This is a genomic window from Acinetobacter sp. YH01006 (genome assembly GCF_013420445.1).
In the GTDB taxonomy this organism is placed as follows: Bacteria; Pseudomonadota; Gammaproteobacteria; order Pseudomonadales; family Moraxellaceae; genus Acinetobacter; species Acinetobacter pseudolwoffii.
In genome coordinates, this window is sequence record NZ_VOYB01000001.1 from 42,455 (window position 1) to 58,641 (window position 16,187).

The following is a 16,187-nucleotide window of genomic DNA, read 5'->3' on the forward strand; positions in this document are numbered from 1 at the left end:
GCATTTTAAAGTGAGCAGGTTAAGTTTAGACTATTGTTCTCATTTACTGTTATTGAAATTTATGAAGACCCTAAAAATTGCAACTCGACAAAGTCCACTTGCGCTTTGGCAAGCGGAACATATCCGTGCGCGCCTACAAGATTTGCACGCTGGTTTGCAGGTCGAGTTAGTCACTTTTGTTACACAGGGCGATAAAATCCTAGATACGCCGCTGGCCAAAATTGGTGGTAAAGGTCTATTTGTAAAAGAATTAGAAGCTGCTTTACTCGATGGCCGTGCCGATCTGGCCGTACATTCCATGAAGGATGTACCGATGGCATTGCCGGAAGGGCTGAGCCTTGCGGTGATCTGTGAGCGTGAAGATCCACTGGATGCCTTTGTCTCGAATACCTATGCCAGCTTTGATGAATTGCCACAGGGTGCCAAAGTGGGCACTTCCAGTTTGCGCCGTAAAACCCAGATTTTAAAACAGCGCCCTGATCTCGAAATCATTGATTTGCGCGGGAATGTCGGTACACGTTTGTCCAAGCTGGATGCCAGTCAGTATGATGCGATTATTCTGGCCAGTGCCGGTTTGAAACGTTTAGGTCTGGCAGAACGTATTCGTCATACTCTGACTCCTGAAATCAGTCTACCGGCCGTAGGTCAAGGTGCACTGGGGCTGGAATGCCGTACCCATGATCAGGCGGTACTGGACTTGATTCAGCCATTATTACATGCAGAAACGGATGCCTGCGTGCGTGCTGAGCGTGCCTTTAATGCCTATCTGGAAGGCGGATGTCAGGTGCCGATTGCCGGCTATGCCACGCTCCAGAATGATGTGATTTCAATCGAAGGTCGCGTTGGCAGTGTTGATGGAACGGTTTTGCTGCGTGCACAGCACACTGGAAAAATTGCAGAAGCTGAACAGTTAGGGGTGGAATTGGCCAAAAATTTACTCGATCAAGGTGCAGGCGAGTTGCTGAAAGCACTTTATTCAAACTGATGTTACTGATTAATACCCGTCCGAGTGAGCGTGCTGCGGGTTTGACTCAGCAGTTACAGGCAGCGCAGATTTCTGTACTAGAATTGCCTTTGCTGGAATTGCATGCACAGCCTTATTCCGACGAGCTGTTACGCTTGTATCGCCAGCTGGATCAGGCCAAAATCATTGTGGTGGTCAGTCCGACTGCCGCCCAGATTGGCATGCAATATTTGCAGCAGGCGGAAATTATCTTATCGCGCTTGGCAGATGTGCAATGGGTGGCGGTGGGTAAAGCCACTGAGCAGGCGCTGGCTGGTTATGGTATTCAAAGTCATGTGCCTGAACTTGAAACTTCGGAAGGCATGTTGCAATTACCCGTGTTAAGGCAACTGCCTGCTGGCTCAGCTGTGGCCTTCTGGCGCGGAGAAGGCGGCCGTCAATTTATGATGGATCATCTGCGCGCAAATAATATCAAAATTTTGAATTTTATTTTATATCGGCGGCAATGCCCCGCAAGCACAGCAATGATTTTGGCAGAAAACCTGGCATTGCTTGAGACGCAGCAGCGCTTTGCCGTGCTAATCAGCAGTGAAGCAAGCTGGTTAAACTGGCTGACATTAATGCAGGATAATTCGGATTTAATGCATCAGGCCCGTTATTTGGTTTTGGGGCCGCGTTTGGCCACTCTTCTTGGGGAATATCAACAACAGCATCAGGCAGGGTTTGAATTTGTGCAAATTGATGATTTAGAGGCGAATACGATCTTGCAAAAAATGAGACTGATACTAGGGAACGCATGAAGAAACTATTTATTGTATTTTTCATTTTGAGTGTGGTGTGGCTCATCAAACTCAGCTATGACCTTTATGTTCTCAATGCAGCGCAGACTGGACTTCATCAAGGTGTTAAACAGTTGCAGCAGCAAAATGCCAATCTCAATGATCAGTTTGTGGCATTAAAACGCCAGTTTACCGCCCAGCAGCAAAATGCAGGCACTCCCTCAGCTCAGGCAGCAGCTGCAGTGCTAACTGCTGACATGCAGAATGATATTGCTCTCGTACAACAGCAGCTGGATCTGATTGAATTTGCACTGCAACAGCAACAATATGCCACCGCCATTGAAAAACTAAACCACCTGCAGAATGAGTTGGATGAGTATGTTTTGGCGCCTGCCTTGGTCAGTAGTCTGCAGCAAGTAATTGCGAAAGATCAGGACATGCTGAAAAAATTCGTCAATAGTCGCTTGGTGCAGCAAAATAAATTAAAAGAAGTATTGATGCAGATGGATGCTGAAATTGAAAAAGAAATTCAGGCTCCGCATCTTCAAAGTTTGGAAACTCAACGCTCTTTCTGGCAGCGCTGGATTCAGATCGAAGCTGCAGAGCAGCCGAGTACCGTATTAATGCAACGGCATCTGGTATTGAAAGAAGCTCAGTTGCGCTTGCTCATTGCACAAAATACGTTGCAGCAAGATCAATCTGTCGCCTTTCAGCAAGCGTTGAATGCGGTGATTGATGTCTTGGAACAATTGCCGGATGCACGTAGTCAGCACTGGATTCAGCAGTTGCATCAAATCAAGGCCACACCGGTCACTCCGACGCCTTTATTAAATACACGCACCTTAGTTGGCTAATTGCTTATGAAACAGATTTTGCTGGCCTATTTATTTATCTGCCTACTGGGTATAGCGGGGCTGAGCATCCTGAGTTATGGGCATGGGGCCGGCTATGTCTATTTATATTGGCGTGAGTGGCAGTTACAAACCACATTGTGGTTTTTGGCAGCCTCACTGGTCACGTTCAGTTTTCTGATCCATTGCCTCTGGTACGCGATCAAACAGTATCGCAGCCGTGAACAGCGTAAAAATGAAACCGTATTTAGTTTTGCCCATTTACATCCTTATGAACAACTGGCTGTGATCTGGTTATTAAATGCGGCTCAGGATCAACGGGATTTTATTCAGCAGTCTTTTAGCAAGTCGGGCTTACTCAAACATATTATTGATGCACGATTATCTTGGGGGCAACAGCAATATACAGATGCCTTGACTGCTTTAAATCAGTCTAACCCGATGGCATTTGAGTTGGCAGAATTGCAGCGAATTGAAATTTATTTATCGCAACAGCACGGTGAGCAAGCACTGACCCATTTAGAATTTTTAAATCAGCATGAATTATCACCATGGTTAATACAGGTGAAACCAGCCTATGAGCAGCGACTCACCACATTATGGGGCGTATTTGCCATACAGTTTCCCTGGTTATATTTACGCTCGACTAAATATGGACATTTAGAACAAGAAGTAAAAAAAATATGGCTTGAACAATTATTATTGGCCTATGATCAAGCCACACAAGATGATTTAATTTATTTACAACAGCGTTATTTAGATTTAAAAAAGCAAGTATTTGATCGTGACTATACAGTCAAGTTATTATGGTTGAAATTATTATTCAGAATACCAGAAATGAGTGCCGAACATGAAACAATGGCAATTCATTTATTAGAGCAACAATTTAATCAGGACGTATTTTATTTGTGGTTTCAACAGCAATTGTTACGGCAGAACCCGGATTATGATCATATTGCACAGCAGATTTCGCATTGGGAAACCAAGTATCCGGCATTACCGATTTTGAGTTTTGCAAAATGGCATGTGTTACAGGCCACCGGTTATACAGAGGAAGCCCAGCATTTGCTTGACTTATATCCTGATGATATTCGTATGAGTTATTTGAGAATTAAAGCGGCCTTACAAGACCGTGAAGACTTGCTCCAGCAGTTAAATGCAGTATTTGAATCCAATGTAAACTTTATCGAAATTAAAATTTGAGAATCATCATGTCAGAATTACAAAAATATCCAGTGGTTTATGCACAGAGCGTGGCATGGGGAGACATGGATGCATTGGGCCATGTGAATAATGCCATGTATTATCGTTACATAGAAAATGCACGTCTGGCTTATCTGAATGCATTGGATTTACTGAATGAATCGGTCTCTACGGTGGTCTCTTCAAATCAGTGCCGTTATTTAAAACCGGTGGTTTTTCCAGATCATTTAAAAATTGCAGCACGTATTGAAGAGATTCGAAATAGTGCATTCCGCATGCATTATTTATTATGGAGTGAAAAACAGAAAAGTATAGTAGCAACTTCTGAAGCGGTTATTATTTGTATTGATCAAAAAACCCTGCAGAAAACTCAAATTCCAGAACATACCCGAAAGAAAATCGAAGCACTTGAATTAACAGCCGGACATGAAATCTAAAAAATGAATTGATTATTTAATTTTGTCATTATTTCTAAACTTTATTGTTATTGATTTAAATATTTATATTGAATGTTTTATTTAATATAAATATGATGGGGTATTATTTAACAAAATAAATAATATTATTTAATCGGAGAGCATTATGCCAGATATTACTCATTTATCAGTAGAAGAGTTAAAGCGTTTACAAGCCGAAGCAGAATCACTGATTGCTTCAAAAAAAGACCAAGAGATCGAAGATGCTTATCAGCAAATCTTGGCCGTTGCTGACAAAGTAGGTATGACGGTTGAACAGTTACTTGAATTTGGCGCGTCTAAACGCAAGAAATCATCACGTAAATCAGTGGAGCCACGTTATCGTAGCAAAAGCAACCCAGATGATACCTGGACGGGTCGTGGCAAGCAGCCGCGCTGGTTGGTGGCAGAGCTGGACAAAGGTGCCAAGCTTGAAGATTTCTTGATCTAAGCCTCGATTTGATCTCGTCATTAGGCTGTCATACAGACAGTCTAAGATTGCTGAACCAAGCATGATTGCTTGGTTTTTTTATATCTATGAATTGGCGTTGGGAAAAAAGTGTGCATAATGTGTCTGTATAAGGAAAACATTATAAATGGGGATTTAGACTTGAGATATTGGTCGTGGTGGGATGAGCAATAAACCTAAAACTTTAAAATGGTTCATCCTTGCTCTTGTGGCGTTTTTTATCTTTGTGATCCTGCAAGTGCCAGCTGCCTGGTTGATTTCAAAATTTTATAAAAATAATCAGGCCTTGCACAATGTAAACGGGAATATCTGGCAGGGCAGTGCTGACTGGAAAAAAGGTAATTTGCGGGGCAGCCTGAACTGGAAAGTACGGCCATTGGACTTGCTGTTGCTGCGAGTTGGGGCAGATGTTGAATTGCATAGCGGCAATACTCAGCTTTCAGGGATCATGGGCTATGGGCTGAATAAAGCCTTGATCGTCAAAAATCTTGAGGGTCAGCTCGCGCCGGAAACCTTAAAAAAAGTGGCAGACTGGCAATGGCCAGCGACTGCTATTCAGTTTAAAGAGCTGGATTTTAAATATAAACAGGAACAAGGCTTCAGTCAGGTGACTGGGCAAATGCAATGGGCGGGTGGTGAGCTGATTTATAGCTTTGCCCAGCGTCAGGAACGTATGAATGTACCGGCCATGACCGGACAACTGGCAGATGAGAGCGGACAGCTCTTACTCGACGTTCGGGATAACCGAGAGCAACGTATGCTGAATATCAAGCTTGATCCCAGTCTGATGCTCGATATCCAGCTTACCCAGCGCTTTTTAATGAATGCACCCTCCTATGAAGGTAAAGCTGGCCTGGATACTTATGTGATTAGTACCCGCCAACCCCTAATGGGAGGCTTGAACTAATGGCCATTTCTCTTGGCGATCTAAAAAATATCGATCTGAAACAGGCCAATCGTGTTGCGCCTGTCGTGTTGCTGTTGTTGATTCTATATTTATGCTGGAAACTGGCGGCCATGTTCTGGTTGCTGATTGCGCCACCTCAAGCTATGCAGCTGGATCGGGTAGAACTGGGTTCACAACAGGCGCAAATCCCCAATATCAGTGCATTTTCGCTGTTTCAGGAAAGTGGACAAACAGCAGCAGGAGCAGAAGCTGCCAATATTCTTTTGCAAGGCGTGGTGGTTGCCAGTCCAAGCTCTAACTCTTCTGCGGTGCTGAAAGTCAATGATCAGGTGGATCGTTATCGCGTTGGAGAAATGCTGGGCAACAGTGGTTTTGAGCTGGCTGAGGTCTATTGGGATAGGGTCATTCTGCGCAGAGCAACCGGTGCCACTCAGGAAGTGTTATTCAAGGGTCTGGAAAATGGCTTGAATCAGCCGATCGTGCCGGCAACCCCAGCATCTAATACGATGTCTGCTCCATCTTCGATTATGAATAGCGCAGCTGAAGCACAAAATCTGCCTTCAGCGCAAAATGAAATCGGTCGGGCAATCCAGCAGATGCAGGAAAACAAGGATCAGTATTTACAGAATATGGGGGTCAGTGCGTCGGATGGAGGCTTTGAAATCACTTCCCGGACACCAGCTGCACTGCGTAATCGACTCGGTTTAAGACCGGGAGACCGGATTTTATCTTTAAACGGTCAGACGCTATCGCAGGGGCAAACCGAGGCGCAATTACTGGAACAGGCTCGACGTGAAGGTCAGGTCAAACTCGAAATAAAACGTGGTGATCAGACGATGACCATACAACAAGATTTGAAGTGATGTGTCATCACGCATAGGGTTAGGAAACACAAAAGTTTATGGCTTTATTTAATAATAATCGATCAGCATGGGCATGCTGTGTGGCCGCCCCGCTCGTAGCAATGATCAGTACGGCGGGTTATGCGCAAACCTGGAAAATCAACCTGCGGGATGCTGACCTCACCGCATTCATTAATGAAGTGGCTGACATTACCGGCAAGAACTTCGCAGTCGATCCGCGGGTGCGTGGTAATGTTACCGTTATTTCCAATAAAGCACTGAATAAAAATGAAGTCTATGACCTGTTTTTAGGTGTGCTCAATGTCAATGGTGTGGTGGCGATTCCTTCAGGCAATACCATCAAGCTGGTACCGGACAGCAATGTCAAAAGCTCGGGCATTCCCTATGATGCCAGAAGCCGTGCCAGTGGTGACCAGATCGTGACTCGGGTATTGTGGCTGGAAAATACCAATCCGAATGATCTGATTCCAGCACTGCGCCCTTTGATGCCGCAATTTGCCCATCTGGCAGCAGTGCCGGGCACCAATGCGCTGATCGTGTCGGATCGGGCCAATAATATTTATCAGCTGGAAACCATCATTCGTAATCTGGATGGCACCGGTCAAAATGATATGGAAGCGGTCAGTCTGCAATCGAGTCAGGCCGAGGAAATGATCGAGCTGATCGAGTCCATGACAGCCACGGGTGCAGCCAAAGATGTGCGTGGTTCGCGGGTACGTGTCATCGCAGATACCCGCACCAACCGGATTATCATTAAAGGTGATCCGACAACGCGTAAGCGGCTGCGTCAAATGATTGAAACTTTGGATGTGCCGGCGGCAGACCGTCTGGGCGGCTTGAAAGTCTTTCGTTTGAAATATGCCAGTGCCAAGAATCTGGCAGAGATCTTGCAGGGACTGGTGACAGGGCAGGCGGTGAACAGTAGTTCAAATTCCACTGGTACGTCTTCGGGTTCATCTTCCCTGAGTTCGAATAACAGTTTAAGCAATAACAACAGTAGCAACACCAGCGGAAATAATACTTCCTCCGCTATTCAGTTGAATACCGGCATGAACGCCGAGCAGGGTGGAATTAGCAGCTTTAGCGCAAACGGGGTGAGTATTATTGCCGATGCCACGCAAAACTCTTTGGTGGTTAAGGCCGATCCACAATTGATGCGGGAAATCGAATCAGCAATTAATCAGCTGGATATTCGCCGTCAACAGGTACTGATTGAAGCTGCCATTATCGAAGTAGAAGGTACAGATGCCGATCAGCTTGGGGTGCAATGGGCCTTGGGAGATATCAGTAGCGGTATCGGGCTGATTAACTTTGATAATTTTGGTACCAGCCTAAAAAATGTGGCAGCCGGTTATCTCACCGGCGGTGGTGCAGGTGCTGCAAGTACCGTGGGAGCTGGGACTTCGTTGGTGCTTGGTGATTATCGTGAAGGCAGTGATGGTTCACGCCGTCTGTATGGTGCGCTGATTCAGGCCTTAAAAGAAAGCACCAAGTCCAATCTGTTGTCTACGCCATCCATTGTGACCATGGACAACGAAGAAGCCTATATTGTGGTCGGTGAAAACGTACCCTTTGTGACAGGTTCGGTTTCAACTGGCGCTGCTGGGGTGGCCAATCCCTATACCACGATTGAACGTAAAGATGTCGGGGTCACTTTAAAAGTGGTGCCGCATATTGGTGAAGATGGTACGGTGCGTCTGGAAGTGGAGCAGGAAGTATCGGCTGTTAATCGGGATCGTGGACAAGCGCAGGATCTGGTAACCAGCAAGCGTGCGATTAAAACTTCGATTCTGGCCGAAAATGGGCAAACCATTGTGCTGGGTGGTCTGATTTCGGATAACACCAGTTATGGCCGTCAGGCAGTTCCGGGTCTGGGCGCAATCCCTGGTCTTGGGCGTTTATTCCGTTCTGAAGGTAAATCTAATCAGAAACGTAATCTGCTGATCTTCATCCATCCAACGATTGTGGGTGATAAAAATGAGGTCAGTAAACTGACCCAGCAACGTTATAGCCAACTGTATAGTCTGCAACTGGCCCTGGATGCTGATGGTAATTTTGCCAAGCTGCCGGAACAGGTCGGTGATGTCTATCAACAGCGTATTCCGGTTTCGAAAACACCTTTACAAAATTCGTCTTATCAAACTGTGCCGACGGCTCCAGTGCCGACTCAGCCAGCTGCTGTGGTAGTCACGCCTGTCGCGATTGAGCCTGTGTTGCAGTCACAACCCGGACAACACGTCGAAAAGCGTAAAAATACCGTGACCACCACAACACTTAGACCGAAAAGCTAAGTGATGTAGCATGAACAAACAGCATGTTATGATAATGTCAAAGAGAAAAGAGAAGTAAATTCATGACTTGGAAAATACACGCGATTACAGGTGACTTGACAGGGCAAGAGATTAGCATTGACCGTGATATGCTGGTGGGACGTCATCAGGCCGCAGACATTGTGTTGCAGGCCGCAGAGATCTCGCGCAAACATGCTGCTTTCTTGCTCAAAGATGATGCGCTCTGGGTACAGGACTTAGGATCATCGAATGGCACTTTCGTCAATGATGTGCAGATTGCACAGGAAACGTTATTAAAACAGGATGATATCGTTCAGTTTGCCAGCCTGAAATTTTCCGTGTTGGCGCCTGTGGCTGCGGTAGAAGTTCCAGCAGAAATAGAAGCCACGGCAGAAAAAGTCGTGGCACAGGTTGAAGTGACTGAACCAACGCCAGCACAACAAATGAATGAGCAGGGTATACCGGAACTGACACAGCGAGATGCCTCAGTCCAGCTGACCCGAGATGGCATGCCAACCCATGTCGGGATTCCAAAACCAGCGCCGATTCCTGAAGGCGTCGATCTTGCTGCAGTGAAACCAGAACCTACGCCAATGCCGGTTGAGCAGCCTGTGTCACGGGTAGAGCAGGAAAAAGAAACCCAGAAAAATGTGTCTGTTGGTTTGATTTCAGTGATTGTATTGATTATTTTGGCAATTATGGCTTGGGTAATGTTTAAATAAGCCGATGATTGGTTACAATCAAGGCATGCACAGCGCATGCCTTTTTTGTGGCTGCGAATAATATAAAAGAGGGTCGGGATGTCTATTGCACAATTAGAACAGCGTGAACTGATCTTGTTTGATCTGGATGGTACTTTGGTTGATTCGGCGCATGACCTGTATCGTGCCATGAATATGAGCCTGAATGTGTTGCAATTGCCTTTGGTCACGGAAGAGCAGGTTCGTACCTGGGTGGGCAAGGGCACCTCGATATTTTGTGAAAGTGTATTGCTACATCTGGTTGGTGAAGTCACACCCGCACAGCATCAGGAGCTGCTGAATACTTTTCTGGATATTTATAATGTCGATCCTTGTGTCGACACCGTTCCATTTCCCGGGATTCTGAAATTTCTCGACTGGGCCAAAGCGCAGGGCAAAACCCTGATCTGCGTCACCAATAAGCCGGAGCTTCCTGCTTGTGCTATTTTAGAGACATTGGATATGGCACATTATTTTGCCGAGACCATTGGTGGCGACCGTTTTAGCGAGCGTAAACCGCATCCGCGTCAATTATTGCACTGTGTCGAACAGTATGGTGTAAGTAAAGAACAGGTATTATTGATCGGGGATTCTTCCAATGATGTGGAGGCTGCACGTCGCGCCGGGATTGATTGTATTGTGGTGAGCTACGGCTATAATCACGGTGAAAATATAGCAGACTGTCATCCTCAAGAAATTGTAGATGATCTACGTGAATTGCTTGCTTAATTAGGGTGTTAGGAAAATAAAATGAATAGTGATCAGGTTTTTCGATGGCGTCGCTCAGTTCAAGTCTATTTATACACTGAGTAAACCCAATTTAAAGAGAAAAACCGCATGACCACACAAGCACAATTCCAGCAACTTGCTGCACAAGGCTATAACCTGATTCCAGTGTACCGTCAGCGTCTGGCTGATACGGATACCCCACTTTCTATTTTCGCGCGTCTTAAGCAGCATCAGCAGGCTTATCTGTTTGAATCTGTCGAAGGTGGAGAAAACTGGGCACGCTATTCGATTATTGGGCTGGGCGAATCTACGGTATTTTCCTGTAATGCCGGTGAACTGACGGTACAGCATGCGGACGGCTCGATTGAAAAGCAGCACTGTGCAGATCCTTTTCACTATATTCGTGACTTTCAGGCTCAGTTTAAAGTGCCGACCCAACAGGACTTACCTGCATTGCCAAGCTTCACTGGCGGTCTGGTGGGCTACTTTGGTTATGATGCCGTGCGTTATATTGAACCCAAACTCAAAAATGTGCCTGAAGCAGATCCGGTTGGCTTGCCTGATATCTGGATGATGTTGTCTAAAACTGTCATTGTCTTTGACAATTTAAAAGATACCTTATTTCTGATTGTGCATGTCGATGCAGCTGACCCGATTGCTTATGAAAAAGCACATGAACAATTAAATGAATTAGAAAATATTCTGGCAACACCGATTAGCCTGAAAGCTGAAAAACATAGTCCACCACATTTTGAATCTCTAACCGGACATGACAACTTTATTGCCTCGGTTGAAAAGGTCAAAGAATATATTCGTGCCGGCGATGTGATGCAGGTGGTGCCAGGGCATCGCATGGTGTCAGATTTCGATGGTGATCCTTTGCAGGTCTATCGTGCGCTACGTCATCTGAATCCTTCGCCGTATCTGTTTCTGGTACAAGGGCAAACCTTGGAAAACAATACACCGTTCCATATTGTCGGTTCTTCACCAGAAATTTTATCGCGTTTGGAAAATGGCATTGCCACAGTGCGTCCTTTAGCAGGCACACGACCACGTGGCAAAACCAAGGAAGAAGATCTGGCCCTTGAGCAAGACTTGCTCTCTGATGAAAAAGAAATTGCCGAACATGTCATGCTGATTGACTTGGGGCGCAATGACGTCGGACGCATTGCAAAAATTGGTAAAGTTCAAGTGACTGATCAAATGGTGATCGAACGTTATTCGCATGTCATGCATATTGTCTCGAATGTACAGGGTGAAGTGCGTGACGATGTCGATGCCTTGGATGTTTTCAAGGCAACTTTCCCTGCCGGTACGCTTTCAGGTGCACCAAAAATTCGTGCCATGGAAATTATTGACGAAGTTGAGCCGGTAAAACGCGGAATTTTTGGTGGCGCTGTCGGTTATTTAGGCTGGCATGGTGAAATGGACATGTCGATTGCGATTCGTACCTGTGTGATCCGTGAAAATAAGGTCTATGTTCAGGCCGGAGCAGGGCTGGTTGCCGACTCAAATCCCGAATCTGAATGGAATGAAACCCAAATAAAAGCTCGCGCAGTGATCAAAGCGGTTGAATTATCATCAAATGGTTTGATTTTATGAGTTTTTGGGGTTTTTTTTGAAAAAAACACTTGCATGGTTTGTGAGTTTTGCTAAACTGCACACCGTTCCGATACGAAACGTACGAAACACTAAGAAACGCCGGCATAGCTCAGTTGGTAGAGCAACTGACTTGTAATCAGTAGGTCCACAGTTCGAATCCGTGTGCCGGCACCATCTTAGAGGGTTTCAAGGGTTGAGTAAAGAACAGCACTGATGTAAGTGTAAAATGGTGAGGTTCCCGAGCGGTCAAAGGGGGCGGACTGTAACTCCGCTACGAAAGTTTCGAAGGTTCGAATCCTTCCCTCACCACCAATTTTAATACTTCAATAAGTGGTTTGTACCAACATCGTGCGGGAGTAGCTCAGTTGGTAGAGCGGTAGCCTTCCAAGCTGCATGTCGCGAGTTCGACCCTCGTCTCCCGCTCCATTGAAGTGCTAATATTTGCTCTTATAGCTCAGTGGTAGAGCACTCCCTTGGTAAGGGAGAGGTCTCGAGTTCAAATCTCGATAAGAGCTCCAGATTACAGTTTAGCAATTTTTATTGCACAATATTCCAGAAGCAGGCTATTTAGTCTGCTTTTCAAGTATTTGGTATTTGGTTTTTTAAAACGACATGTCGGAACTGGGTTTTACTCAGAATTGTGTTCGACGTAAACGAGGAGTATTAACATGGCTAAGGCTAAGTTTGAACGTAATAAGCCACACGTTAACGTGGGCACAATTGGTCACGTCGACCATGGTAAAACAACTTTAACAGCTGCGATTGCAACTGTATGTGCGAAAAAATTCGGTGGCGAAGCGCGTGATTACGCTGCAATCGACTCTGCACCAGAAGAAAAAGCACGTGGTATTACAATTAATACTTCACACGTAGAATACGATTCTCCAACTCGTCACTACGCTCACGTAGACTGCCCGGGCCACGCCGATTATGTTAAAAACATGATTACTGGTGCTGCTCAGATGGACGGCGCGATCCTTGTATGTGCTGCGACTGATGGTCCTATGCCACAGACTCGTGAACACATCCTGCTTTCTCGTCAGGTAGGTGTACCTTACATCGTTGTATTCTTGAACAAATGCGACCTTGTAGACGACGAAGAGCTTCTTGAGCTGGTTGAAATGGAAGTTCGTGAACTTCTTTCTACTTATGACTTCCCGGGCGATGACACTCCAGTGATCCGCGGTTCTGCACTTGCTGCACTTAACGGTGAAGCTGGTCAGTATGGCGAAGACGCTGTTGTTGCACTGGTTGAAGCACTTGACTCTTACATTCCAGAGCCAGAACGTGCTATCGACCTTCCATTCCTTATGCCAATTGAAGACGTATTCTCGATCTCTGGTCGTGGTACAGTAGTAACTGGCCGTGTAGAGACTGGTATCGTTAAAGTAGGCGAATCAGTTGAAATCGTTGGTATCCGTGATACTCAAGTAACTACAGTTACTGGCGTTGAAATGTTCCGTAAATTGCTTGACGAAGGTCGTGCAGGCGAGAACTGTGGTGTTCTTCTACGTGGTACTAAGCGTGAAGACGTACAACGTGGTCAAGTATTGACTAAACCAGGTGCGATCAAGCCACACACTAAATTCGATGCGGAAGTATACGTACTTTCTAAAGAAGAAGGTGGTCGTCACACTCCATTCCTTAACGGTTACCGTCCACAGTTCTACTTCCGTACTACGGACGTAACTGGTGCGATCGCGCTTAAAGAAGGCGTTGAAATGGTTATGCCTGGTGACAACGTTGAGATGTCAGTAGAGCTAATCCACCCAATCGCAATGGACCCAGGTCTACGTTTTGCGATCCGTGAAGGCGGTCGTACAGTGGGTGCTGGTGTAGTTGCTAAAGTAACTGCATAATCATAGAATAAGATAAACGGGTTGGGGTTTCGGCTCCAACTTGTTATTTTGCAGGTCAGTAGTTCAATTGGTAGAGCGTCGGTCTCCAAAACCGAATGTTGGGGGTTCGAGTCCCTCCTGACCTGCCAAGTTTTGAAAAAGACGCTTGATGTCGGCAAAATTGGTCATATAATAAGTCGCGAAACCTACGACGAGTACAAAAATGTCGAATGAAAAATCACGCGACGCATTAGGCGAAGCGGCAATTCCTCAAAGAAATAATCCTGCAGTAGATGTAAGTTCTGGTTCTCCATTAGACATGGTTCTATGGGTTATCGCCTTGATTTTATTGGTTGGTGCAATGATGGTAAACCAATATTTACCAGCATACTGGGCCCCTGCGAATGATATTTGGGTGCGTGTTGGGGTGATTTTGGCTTGTATCGTTGCAGCATTCGGTTTATTATACGCCACCCATCAAGGCAAAGGCTTTATTCGTCTGCTGAAAGATGCACGAATCGAGCTCCGTCGAGTGACCTGGCCTACCAAGCAAGAGACTGTGTCCACATCTTGGCAAGTTCTTGTTGTAGTCGTAATTACCTCCATTGTTTTATGGTGTTTCGATTATATTTTAGGCTGGTTAATCAAGTTTATTATCGGGTAAGAGAGCTATGAAACGTTGGTACATTATTCATGCCTATTCAGGTTATGAAAAACAAGTAATGCGTTCGCTTAATGATCGAATCCAGCGTAGCGCTGTTGCCGATAGCTTTGGTGAAGTCCTGGTTCCTACCGAAGAAGTGGTAGAAATGAAGGATGGCAAGAAACGTAAATCAGAGCGCAAGTTCTTTCCTGGCTATGTTCTAGTCGAAATGGAAATGAACGATGATACTTGGCACATTGTTAAAGAATGTCCGAAAGTTTTAGGCTTTATTGGTGGTACGGCGGAAAAACCGGCGCCAATTACGCAAAAAGAAGCCGATGCGATTCTTGCGCGTGTACGCAATACTGGTGAAGCACCTCGTCCTAAGACGATGTTTGAACCAGGCGAAGAATTACTCGTAGTTGACGGTCCATTCACAGACTTTAAAGGTGTGGTGGAAGAAGTTCAGTACGAAAAGTCACGTTTAACGCTGACCATTAATGTATTTAACCGTCCAACTCAAGTTGAACTGGAATTTCGTCAAGTCGAAAAATCAGTTTAATTGGTTTGGGTTGAAAACGCCTGATTTGCGTGCAAATCAGGCATTGTTGTTGTAACGGTATCGTTACTTGAAATCATTGGGGAGCCTTCACCGGCGTTTGCACCCAGAGGTAATTTGAAATGGCTAAGAAGATTGACGGCTATATCAAGCTGCAAGTTCCAGCTGGTAAAGCGAATCCATCTCCACCGATTGGTCCTGCACTAGGTCAACGTGGTGTGAACATCATGGCATTCTGTAAAGAATTCAATGCTGCGACACAAAAAGTTGAAGCTGGTCTACCAATTCCAGTCGTGATCACTGTGTACAACGACAAGTCGTTCACATTCATCATGAAAACTCCACCTGCTGCTGTTCTTCTTAAGAAAGCTGCTGGTATCCAGAAGGGTTCAGCTGTACCTAACAAAACTAAAGTTGGTAAGTTGACTCGTGCTCAAATCGAAGAAATCGCGACTACTAAAGAACCAGATTTGACTGGTGCTGATTTAGACGCACGTGTACGTACCATTGCTGGTTCTGCGCGTTCTATGGGCTTGGAAGTGGAGCTTTAAGACATGGCTAAATTAACTAAACGTCAAAAAGCGATCGTAGCTGCTGTAGAAGCGCACAAAGTTTACACACTAGAAGAAGCTGTTGCAGTTTTGGAGAGCCTTCCAGCTCCTAAATTCAAAGAATCTTTGGATATCGCGGTAAACCTAGGTGTTGATCCTCGTAAATCTGACCAAGTTGTTCGTGGCGCGACTACACTTCCTGCAGGTACGGGTAAAACTGTACGTGTAGCTGTATTCGCTCAAGGCGCTGCTGCTGAAGCTGCTAAAGCTGAAGGCGCAGACGTTGTTGGTTTCGATGATCTTGCTGAAAGCATCCAAGCGGGTAACCTTGACTTTGACGTTGTAATTGCTGCTCCAGATGCAATGCGCGTTGTAGGTAAACTTGGTACGATCCTTGGTCCACGTGGCTTAATGCCAAACCCTAAAGTGGGTACGGTAACTCCTGACGTAGCAACTGCAGTTAAAAATGCAAAAGCTGGTCAAGCACGTTACCGCGTAGACAAAGCGGGTATTATCCACGCTGCGATCGGTCAAGTAGGTTTCACTGCTGAAGCTGTTCGTTCAAACGTTGAAGCACTTGTTGCTGACTTGAAACGTTTGAAACCTGCGACTTCTAAAGGCGTATACATTCAAAAGATCACTTTGAGCTCAACTATGGGTCCTGGTTTGATCGTTGATGTAGCAAACGTTTCTAAATAAGTCTCGACTTATACAGAATTTTAAAGCCCTGAGTAAGTTTTAAA

At 45.5% G+C, this 16,187-nt stretch carries 17 protein-coding genes and 5 tRNA genes; all 22 read left to right on the forward strand.

Annotated features, from left to right (window positions below):
- Positions 1–61: 61 nt before the first annotated feature.
- The 22 genes from hemC (at position 62) to rplA (ending at position 16,143) form a co-directional block, all read left to right on the forward strand.
- Complete coding sequence (hemC, locus tag FTT73_RS00250; RefSeq protein WP_180190844.1) at positions 62–985, forward strand: hydroxymethylbilane synthase; 924 nt, start codon at positions 62–64, stop codon at positions 983–985.
- On the forward strand, positions 985–1,764 hold the full coding sequence (locus FTT73_RS00255; protein ID WP_180050161.1) for a uroporphyrinogen-III synthase: 780 nt from the start codon (positions 985–987) through the stop codon (positions 1,762–1,764). The genes hemC and FTT73_RS00255 overlap by 1 nt, the downstream gene beginning before the upstream one ends.
- The gene (locus tag FTT73_RS00260; protein WP_100329461.1) at positions 1,761–2,597 is read left to right on the forward strand and encodes a hypothetical protein; all 837 of its coding nucleotides are present in this window, start codon (positions 1,761–1,763) and stop codon (positions 2,595–2,597) included. Before FTT73_RS00255 ends, FTT73_RS00260 begins: the two co-directional genes overlap by 4 nt.
- A 6-nt stretch (positions 2,598–2,603) precedes the next feature.
- On the forward strand, positions 2,604–3,797 hold the full coding sequence (locus FTT73_RS00265; protein ID WP_180074967.1) for a heme biosynthesis protein HemY: 1,194 nt from the start codon (positions 2,604–2,606) through the stop codon (positions 3,795–3,797).
- Between the two features lie 8 nt (positions 3,798–3,805).
- On the forward strand, positions 3,806–4,234 hold the full coding sequence (locus FTT73_RS00270; protein WP_180190845.1) for a thioesterase family protein: 429 nt from the start codon (positions 3,806–3,808) through the stop codon (positions 4,232–4,234).
- Positions 4,235–4,376: 142 nt separating this feature from the next.
- Positions 4,377–4,703 carry an H-NS family nucleoid-associated regulatory protein gene (locus FTT73_RS00275; protein WP_167381258.1) on the forward strand — a complete coding sequence of 109 codons (327 nt, stop codon included), beginning with the start codon at positions 4,377–4,379 and terminating at the stop codon, positions 4,701–4,703.
- Positions 4,704–4,884: 181 nt separating this feature from the next.
- Positions 4,885–5,628 carry a type II secretion system protein N gene (gspN, locus tag FTT73_RS00280; protein ID WP_180001408.1) on the forward strand — a complete coding sequence of 248 codons (744 nt, stop codon included), beginning with the start codon at positions 4,885–4,887 and terminating at the stop codon, positions 5,626–5,628.
- Positions 5,628–6,491 carry a type II secretion system protein N gene (locus FTT73_RS00285; protein WP_180190846.1) on the forward strand — a complete coding sequence of 288 codons (864 nt, stop codon included), beginning with the start codon at positions 5,628–5,630 and terminating at the stop codon, positions 6,489–6,491. The genes gspN and FTT73_RS00285 overlap by 1 nt, the downstream gene beginning before the upstream one ends.
- Positions 6,492–6,529: 38 nt before the next feature.
- A complete protein-coding gene (gene gspD / locus FTT73_RS00290) occupies positions 6,530–8,782 on the forward strand; it encodes a type II secretion system secretin GspD (RefSeq protein ID WP_180071880.1) in 2,253 nt (750 codons plus the stop codon).
- A gap of 62 nt (positions 8,783–8,844) precedes the next feature.
- On the forward strand, positions 8,845–9,504 hold the full coding sequence (locus FTT73_RS00295) for an FHA domain-containing protein (protein WP_005095259.1): 660 nt from the start codon (positions 8,845–8,847) through the stop codon (positions 9,502–9,504).
- A 78-nt stretch (positions 9,505–9,582) separates the two neighbouring features.
- Complete coding sequence (gene gph, locus FTT73_RS00300; protein WP_005095262.1) at positions 9,583–10,251, forward strand: phosphoglycolate phosphatase; 669 nt, start codon at positions 9,583–9,585, stop codon at positions 10,249–10,251.
- 108 nt (positions 10,252–10,359) lie between these two features.
- A complete protein-coding gene (gene trpE / locus FTT73_RS00305) occupies positions 10,360–11,853 on the forward strand; it encodes an anthranilate synthase component I (protein WP_180190847.1) in 1,494 nt (497 codons plus the stop codon).
- A gap of 98 nt (positions 11,854–11,951) precedes the next feature.
- A tRNA-Thr gene (locus tag FTT73_RS00310) sits at positions 11,952–12,027 on the forward strand.
- 54 nt (positions 12,028–12,081) lie between these two features.
- Positions 12,082–12,165 (forward strand) — tRNA-Tyr (locus FTT73_RS00315).
- A gap of 38 nt (positions 12,166–12,203) precedes the next feature.
- Positions 12,204–12,279, forward strand: a tRNA-Gly gene (locus FTT73_RS00320).
- Positions 12,280–12,296: 17 nt separating this feature from the next.
- Positions 12,297–12,371: transfer RNA gene (locus tag FTT73_RS00325), tRNA-Thr, on the forward strand.
- A gap of 150 nt (positions 12,372–12,521) precedes the next feature.
- Positions 12,522–13,712, forward strand: coding sequence for an elongation factor Tu (tuf, locus tag FTT73_RS00330; protein ID WP_005095265.1), 1,191 nt, complete (start codon positions 12,522–12,524; stop codon positions 13,710–13,712).
- A 52-nt stretch (positions 13,713–13,764) separates the two neighbouring features.
- Positions 13,765–13,840, forward strand: a tRNA-Trp gene (locus tag FTT73_RS00335).
- 74 nt (positions 13,841–13,914) lie between these two features.
- On the forward strand, positions 13,915–14,355 hold the full coding sequence (gene secE / locus FTT73_RS00340; RefSeq protein ID WP_005095267.1) for a preprotein translocase subunit SecE: 441 nt from the start codon (positions 13,915–13,917) through the stop codon (positions 14,353–14,355).
- Between the two features lie 7 nt (positions 14,356–14,362).
- The gene (nusG, locus tag FTT73_RS00345) at positions 14,363–14,896 is read left to right on the forward strand and encodes a transcription termination/antitermination protein NusG (RefSeq protein ID WP_004278615.1); all 534 of its coding nucleotides are present in this window, start codon (positions 14,363–14,365) and stop codon (positions 14,894–14,896) included.
- 119 nt (positions 14,897–15,015) lie between these two features.
- Complete coding sequence (rplK, locus tag FTT73_RS00350; protein ID WP_004278614.1) at positions 15,016–15,444, forward strand: 50S ribosomal protein L11; 429 nt, start codon at positions 15,016–15,018, stop codon at positions 15,442–15,444.
- A 3-nt stretch (positions 15,445–15,447) separates the two neighbouring features.
- A complete protein-coding gene (gene rplA, locus FTT73_RS00355; RefSeq protein WP_005095271.1) occupies positions 15,448–16,143 on the forward strand; it encodes a 50S ribosomal protein L1 in 696 nt (231 codons plus the stop codon).
- Positions 16,144–16,187 lie beyond the last annotated feature (44 nt).